Consider the following 6,302-nt stretch of genomic DNA (forward strand, 5'->3'; position numbering starts at 1 on the left):
GATCTGCTCTTCCGAAAACTGCTTCCGCTTCATTCCGTCCGTCCCTTTAAGGAGACGGTCTCTACTTCCAGTTGGATGAAGAAACGGGGGTCACGTCAGGGCCCACCATGCTTGGCGATAAGATCAGTCAACTCGCGCACGTCCCTCCAGCACGTGGAGATATCGACAGGTGACGAACTCATCATGCATGAAGTCCGGACTCCAGCCCCGGTCTGGGGAGCGCCATCACCAACAAGGTTGCCTGCGCTACCTGCTTCATTTCAACAAATGAACTCGTCGAAAAAACGGGCTGACGGACCCGCCTGCTCCCTCTTAGGGAGCATTGCGACGGCGTAGCCGGCGTCTCCTGTATGGGCGGCTGGGCTGGACGGTTTCCGGTTGGGTTCATTGAAGCGTCTCGACCGTCGAGGTCGAGGCATTATGCCTCTTAATGAATGAATCTGGTAGGGGTTCAGGATTAACATGAGACTCACGTGAAGGCAGCACCGCGTCGAGCGTCGCGCCGAGGCGGGCCAGCACGCGGCCCAGTGCTCCGCCGGTCGTCAGTTGCGCCAGTTCGCGGCAGGAGAGCTGCGCCTTCATCCGTTCCTGCTCCTCGGCCTGGTCGGCGATATGCTGGAGCGCGTCCTCGGGCACAGGCGCGGGGCGGAGCCAGCGGGGGAGCAGGGACAGCAGCCGCTTGGGCACGGTCGGGCGATAGGCGTTGGACGTCTGTTCCCAGCGCGGGCCGGGCCCCTCCCCCTCAACCCGGCGGAAACGGCGCTGGCGGACCAGGAAACCGGCTTCCTCCAGGATGTGGAGCGCGCGGGCCACGGTCGCCCGGCCGAGCGCGGTGGCCGACGCCAGCCGGTCGTAGCTGGGATAGACCTTGCCCCCGTTCAGCCGGGCGAGCGTGCACAATTCCTCATAGACCCGCACCGCGCCTGCGGTCAGGCTGGCGAGCAGCCGTTCGGGGCCGGTCAGCACCCGCCCCTGCCCCCGCGCCTCGCGCCTGACCCGCCGCCCGGCATCGAGCGCGGTGCGCGCCATGCGGATCAGGCGGTCGCACTCGCCCTTGGCCGGCGTGGCGAAGAACATGTCCTCGAACGTCCCCGCCTCGATGCTGTCGCGGCGCACGGGGGCGCCGGTGCGGTGGGGCTTGGCGGACGATCTCCCCCGCCCGCGACCGTCCGCCGCCTGGGCGAGCGCCCTCATCGTCGCCTCACCAAAGGTGAACGCCGTCATCTTCCTTCCCCCTTTTTCGGGGCCGGGACCAAAAAAAGTCAAAAAAGGGGCGTGGCGCGAAGCGCGCATCCTTGAACCGCAGGAGCGACAGGCGTATCAGGAGGAGGCTAGTGACACCTCGGATCGACGTTTGGCGACGTCGCTCCCTCAAACCTGGGATGCCCGGCCTTCGTGCCGGGCTTTCCTTTATGTGGTCACGACCGTTCCCATTTGCTTCCAAATCCTGCCATCGCAGATCTCGACCTGCGATATGGATCAATCTCGCAGTAATTCTCCAACAAAGGAAGCGCTGGCCATTCGTGCTTTCGAGTAGGAAATCGAAAAAACACGGATTGGATCATCGAAATCGGGCGCAGCATTCGTGCTATCGAGTATGAATTCGGCGAAGAATTCGTGCTATCGGATATGAATTCAGCCGCTCTATTCGTGCTATCGAGTATGAATTCGCACCGACTCGGCGAATCATCCCCGAATCACCCCTGGGGGCGATTCGCGGCCTCGCCCACCGCCTCGGGAAGCGCTGCCGGACGCTCGGTGACGATCACCCGGGCGGAGGGGGCACGCCGTCCCCGCCCCCTGCCCTCGGCCGGTTCCTCGCTCTCGGTATCCTCGACCAGGGCGACCGAATAGTCGGGGATGGCATCGGCCTGCGCGATCGCCTTCATCGCGGCACGGAAATTGGCGAGCGGGTTCTGATAGCCGATCTGGAGCCGGAAGGCGGCCAGGTCGATCTCCAGCCGCCCGTTCTCCGCCCCTGCGCGCGCGACCTCGTAGATGCGCCGCTCGACGGGGCCGAGCTGGAAATAGGCGGAGGCATAGGCCAGCACCTGCTGGTCGCGCAGGATGGCGCGGTGGAGCCAGTCGCACAGCCGCACCTTCACCGCCTTCAGGCGCCGCTCGCCGGTGCGCGTCTTGGTATAGTGCAGCCGCGCCTCGGACAGCCAGGAGAAGAAGCCCTCCTCCCCTTCCCCGCCGGCCTCGATATTCGTCTTGATCTGCGTACCTTGCAGCCGCTCCAGCGCCTCGGACAGCCGCTGGTAGGAGCGTGCCGAATGGTTGGCCCCGGTCACCGAGAACAGGTCGTGCGCGGTGAAGACGAAGTCCTGCTCCACCTCCTCGCCCCGCTCGATCTTCCCGGCCATCAGGCTGGCGATGTAGAGGACGATCTCCTTGTCATAGATGGTCGCCACCCCCTTGGCCGAGGGGCGGACCTCGATCGAGACATTGGCGTGGTGATAGGTCAGCGCCTTCATCCAGGCGGTCTTGCTGAGCGCGAAGAAGGGAAACGCCATCAGCGATCGCTCGCCGCGGATCTCGCTGGTCAGCGGGCTGTCCAGGTGGAACAGGTCGCCCTGCGTACGGGTGGCGGCGCGGGGGGAAACCGCGTCCTTCTTGGGGGCGACGGATGGCGTTCGTGTCATGGAGGAATTCATACTCGAAAGCACGAACTTTGGGGAGGGCATGCCGGACAGCCCCCGGAAATGAGGGTCGAAGCGGCAAGCGATTCGTGCTTTCGAGTATGAATTCGCGCATCGATCGGCGCGGTTGTCATGATGCCGAGCATATCCGGTCATCCCCTTGTGCTGGCGGGAGAAATTTTGAGCGCGCCGCATCGGTGGCGGTCGAGGCCGGTCAGGCGAAGAGATCGCCCAGCGCGCTGGCCCGGAAATGATTGCGCAGGCGGCGACGGCGATGCTCGCGCGCGTCGTGGCGCATATGGCATCCCTGGCACAGCGCGGCCAGGTTGCGCGGCCGGTTGTCGCCGGGATCGTGGTTGAGATGCGCGCTGGCCAGGATCACGCGGGTCCTGCGGAACGGCAAGGGCGGCGCGATCCCCGCCAGCCCCGGCTGCGCGCGGATCATGTCGGCGGGGCTGCGAAGCGCCCTCACCCGCCTGCCCCGTTCGTCCCGCCAGCGTGCGGCCTGTTCGTCCCACCATATCCCGTCGCCCAGATGCACGACGTCCTGCCCATGCGGTCGCCCGCAATGCTCGCACCGCCCCTTGGCCCGGCCGAACCGGATTAGCGCGGACAATTCCCGCCAGTCGATCGGATAGAGCCAGCGATGTTCGCGCGCGATCGGCATGGCTTTTGTCTGAATCGGTTCGAGCCAGAACAAAAGCGGAAAATCGCGGTGATTCAGAAAACTCATCAATGGGTGGGGAATCGTCGGACATGTGCAGGATATTCAGCCCTTCATGTTGGTTTCATCTGTTCGGACCGTTGCACCCCCCTCCCCTCCCCGCCCGTCGATCACCACCCCGGCGGAGGCCGGGGTCCAGTCGCGAACGACGGGAGGGCTTACGATCACCCGCCAAACTGGATCCCGGCCTTCGCCGGGATGGTGCGTGGGGGTGTGGATACGCTGGGCTCCGACCGACCGAGGGCGGATCGACGTTCCCCCATTCCTCCCCTGGAAGGGGAGGTGGCAGGCCGAAGGCCTGACGGAGGGGTGTCGCACTCTCGATAGGGGGACACCCCTCCGACGCGCTATGCGCGCCACCTCCCCTTACAAGGAAGGAATAAGATCGGTCTGCTTGATCGTCGATTGCTCTTGGCTCGCCCTCTGCCCTGCCGTTCCCCGACCGAAGTTTCCCTGGGGAAACATTCAGCGCTTCATCCCCTGCCCCGTCTCTTCCAGATGCGCGAGCATCCGGCGCAGCGCCTCGACATAGCCCTCGGTGTCCGCCGCATCCGCATGGAGCCGAACCGTCACCCCCTGCCGGTTCACCGACTGGATCGACAGCACCGGGCGGCCATAGCGGTTGTGATAGCGATAGGGCTCCGGCCCCCCATCCTCGCCCCGCATCATCTTCGACGCGTTCAGCAACCGCCGCAGCACATCGGCAGCCGGAATGGCGGGCTTGCCGTCTTCCTTGAGCGCCGCCTGTTCCCGCGCGATGACCGCCGCGACGCCGGTGATCGCGCTCGCCTCGCTCGGGTCCTGCATCGCCTGGGCCAGCGCATAGCCCGGCTTCAACTGCACCTCATAGGGCGAGGCGAAGGCGGCGATCACGACATCGGGCAGCGCGGCGACCTTGAGCATCTTGGACAGCCAGCCCTTGGACAGCTTCAACCGCTCGGCCATCCGCGTCTGGTGATTGCCATAATGAGTGCTCAGCGCCGACAGGTAATTGCGCGCCCGCTCCAGGTCCGACACATCGGCGCGCGCCCGGTTCTCCAGATCGGCCAGACGGAACGCCGCCTCGTCGTCCAGATGCGCGACCTGCGCCACGAAGAGCATGTCGGGATAGCTGTTCGCCCGCAGCCACGAGATCGACCAGTGACGCCGGGTGCCCGCGATGACCTCATAATCATGGTCCGGGTCGCCTTCGATCCGACGGACCACGGCGGGGACTTTCTGCCCCCCTTCGGCGATGATCGAGTCGATCAGTTCGCGGCAATGTTCCTCGGTCAGCAGGTCATAGTTGCGGGCATTGCCGGGCCAGACCCGGACACGCGCCGGATCGAGCAGCAACTGCGTGACCTGCCGCACCTCGCCGCTGGCGACCCGCGCCAAGGCCGACTCGCGACCGAGCAAGGTCGTGGTGCGGACGCGGTCCGCCTGCGCCTCGCGGACCGGGGTCGTGGAGGGGTCGTCGCCCTCTTCCTCCGCCAGAAGGGCCGCCAGATAATCGGATTGTTTACGCGCCATGGAATGCCTCCCCGGCAGAACATTGCAAGAACATAGCGGTGTAGGAAAGAGGCATTTCAAGCCGCCGCATGGATCACCGCCTCCTCACTCGCCGGTTCGATCCGGCCCCAGCCCTGGCGGACCAGTTGTTCGACCTGGCGCATCGCCTCGTCCAGATTGGCGCGGCAGCGTTTGTGCGTCTTGGGCGTGCCGATCGGCTTTTCGAGTTCGTAGACGGTCATCATCCGCATCGCGGCATGGCTGATCTCGGCGGATTCCAGGATCGGCACGGGCAGCAGCGCGGGGCCGAAGCTCTGTTCCATGATCGCGCGGACCATGGCGTGGCTGGGGTCATTGCCGTCGAATTTGGAGCAGATCAGCCGGACGAACTGGTAATCCACCTCGATCCCCGCGCCGGTCAATTGGTGGAGCACCTGGTCCATCATCGACAGGAACTGCACCGTGGAACAGAAATCCGGCGTCGTCGCGGCGAGCGGCACGAGGAGCGCATTGGCCGCCTGCATCACCGCCAGGCTGATCGTGCCGAGGGCAGGGGGCGGATCGAGCAGCACCACGTCATAATCGCGCGCCAGTTCGGCCAGCCCGCGCTTCAGCTTGCGGAACCGCGCGGCGAGCACCGAACCGCCATCCGACCCCGCGGCGGCCAGTTCATATTCCACGTCGAACAATTCGAGGTTGGAGGGGATCAGGTCGACATTGGGCCAGGGCGTCGGCTTGACCGCATAGGCCAGGTCGGTCTGGGTCGGGTCGATCGACAGATAGGGGTAGAGCGTCTCTTCTCGGGTGACGTTGAAATGCGGGTTGAAGCCGAACAGCGTCGTCGTCGTCGCCTGGCTGTCGCAATCGACGACCAGCACGCGGTAGCCCTGCACCGCGAAATAATGCGCCAGATGGGTGGTGACGGTCGACTTGCCGACGCCGCCCTTGAAATTCTGCACCGCGATGATCGCGGGCACGTCATGCGCCGCGCGGGCAGGGGAGGCGCCCAGAACGTCGCGCATCGTCAGCATCTGCTCGACGCTATAGCCCAGCCGACGGCCATTGTCGGTGATCGGGGCAGGGGGGAGGCGGCCATCCTCCTCCGCCATGCGGATGCGGTTGGTCGAACAGCCGAGCAACTGCGCCGCCTCCGCGATACCGAAGCGGAGATGCAGGCCCTTGCGGCTTTCGGGCAGGAACGCCTTGCGCCGCAACCGCTCGATCATCCGCTCGCCGGCGCTCGCCAGATCGCCGATCTGGGACAGCATTGCATGATCTTCCGCCACTCGCACACCCCTTGAAGCTTTTGGGGCGGGCTAATGGCAAATTTCATTCAATCGGGCAAGGGGCGGGGGCGGGGGCAATGTTTCCCCGGGGAAACTTATCCTCCCCGGCACGGGGAGGGGGACCGCCGCGAAGCGGTGGTGGAGGGGGCTCCCCACAAA

5 protein-coding genes are annotated in these 6,302 nt (G+C 65.4%); all 5 read right to left on the reverse strand.

Annotated elements, in window-relative coordinates; all coding sequences use genetic code 11:
- Nucleotides 1–384: 384 nt before the first annotated feature.
- The 5 genes from SM191_RS18970 to SM191_RS18990 all read right to left on the reverse strand — a co-directional run bounded on the left by SM191_RS18970 (nucleotide 385) and on the right by SM191_RS18990 (nucleotide 6,125).
- Complete coding sequence (locus SM191_RS18970) at nucleotides 385–1,224, reverse strand: helix-turn-helix domain-containing protein (RefSeq protein WP_341507572.1); 840 nt, start codon at nucleotides 1,222–1,224, stop codon at nucleotides 385–387.
- A 473-nt stretch (nucleotides 1,225–1,697) separates the two neighbouring features.
- Nucleotides 1,698–2,645: a replication initiator protein A gene (locus tag SM191_RS18975; RefSeq protein ID WP_341507573.1), complete on the reverse strand. Its 948-nt coding sequence runs from the start codon at nucleotides 2,643–2,645 to the stop codon at nucleotides 1,698–1,700.
- A 211-nt stretch (nucleotides 2,646–2,856) separates the two neighbouring features.
- Entirely contained in the window at nucleotides 2,857–3,309 is a 453-nt protein-coding gene (locus SM191_RS18980; protein ID WP_341507574.1) for a hypothetical protein, read from the reverse strand.
- A gap of 522 nt (nucleotides 3,310–3,831) precedes the next feature.
- Entirely contained in the window at nucleotides 3,832–4,878 is a 1,047-nt protein-coding gene (locus tag SM191_RS18985; RefSeq protein ID WP_341507575.1) for a ParB/RepB/Spo0J family partition protein, read from the reverse strand.
- 56 nt (nucleotides 4,879–4,934) lie between these two features.
- Complete coding sequence (locus tag SM191_RS18990; protein ID WP_341507576.1) at nucleotides 4,935–6,125, reverse strand: AAA family ATPase; 1,191 nt, start codon at nucleotides 6,123–6,125, stop codon at nucleotides 4,935–4,937.
- Between the last annotated feature and the right edge of the window lie 177 nt (nucleotides 6,126–6,302).

Source organism: Sphingomonas sp. 2378, from assembly GCF_038084995.1.
Lineage (GTDB): Bacteria > Pseudomonadota > Alphaproteobacteria > Sphingomonadales > Sphingomonadaceae > Sphingomonas.

Excerpts from the sequence above, each read along its gene's own strand:
- SM191_RS18985 (WP_341507575.1), bottom strand. The coding sequence starts at position 4,878 with ATGGCGCGTAAACAATCCGATTATCTGGCGGCCCTTCTGGCGGAGGAA.
- SM191_RS18990 (WP_341507576.1), bottom strand. The coding sequence starts at position 6,125 with ATGCTGTCCCAGATCGGCGATCTGGCGAGCGCCGGCGAGCGGATGATC.
- SM191_RS18970 (WP_341507572.1), bottom strand. The coding sequence starts at position 1,224 with ATGACGGCGTTCACCTTTGGTGAGGCGACGATGAGGGCGCTCGCCCAG.
- SM191_RS18980 (WP_341507574.1), bottom strand. The coding sequence starts at position 3,309 with ATGCCGATCGCGCGCGAACATCGCTGGCTCTATCCGATCGACTGGCGG.
- SM191_RS18975 (WP_341507573.1), bottom strand. The coding sequence starts at position 2,645 with ATGACACGAACGCCATCCGTCGCCCCCAAGAAGGACGCGGTTTCCCCC.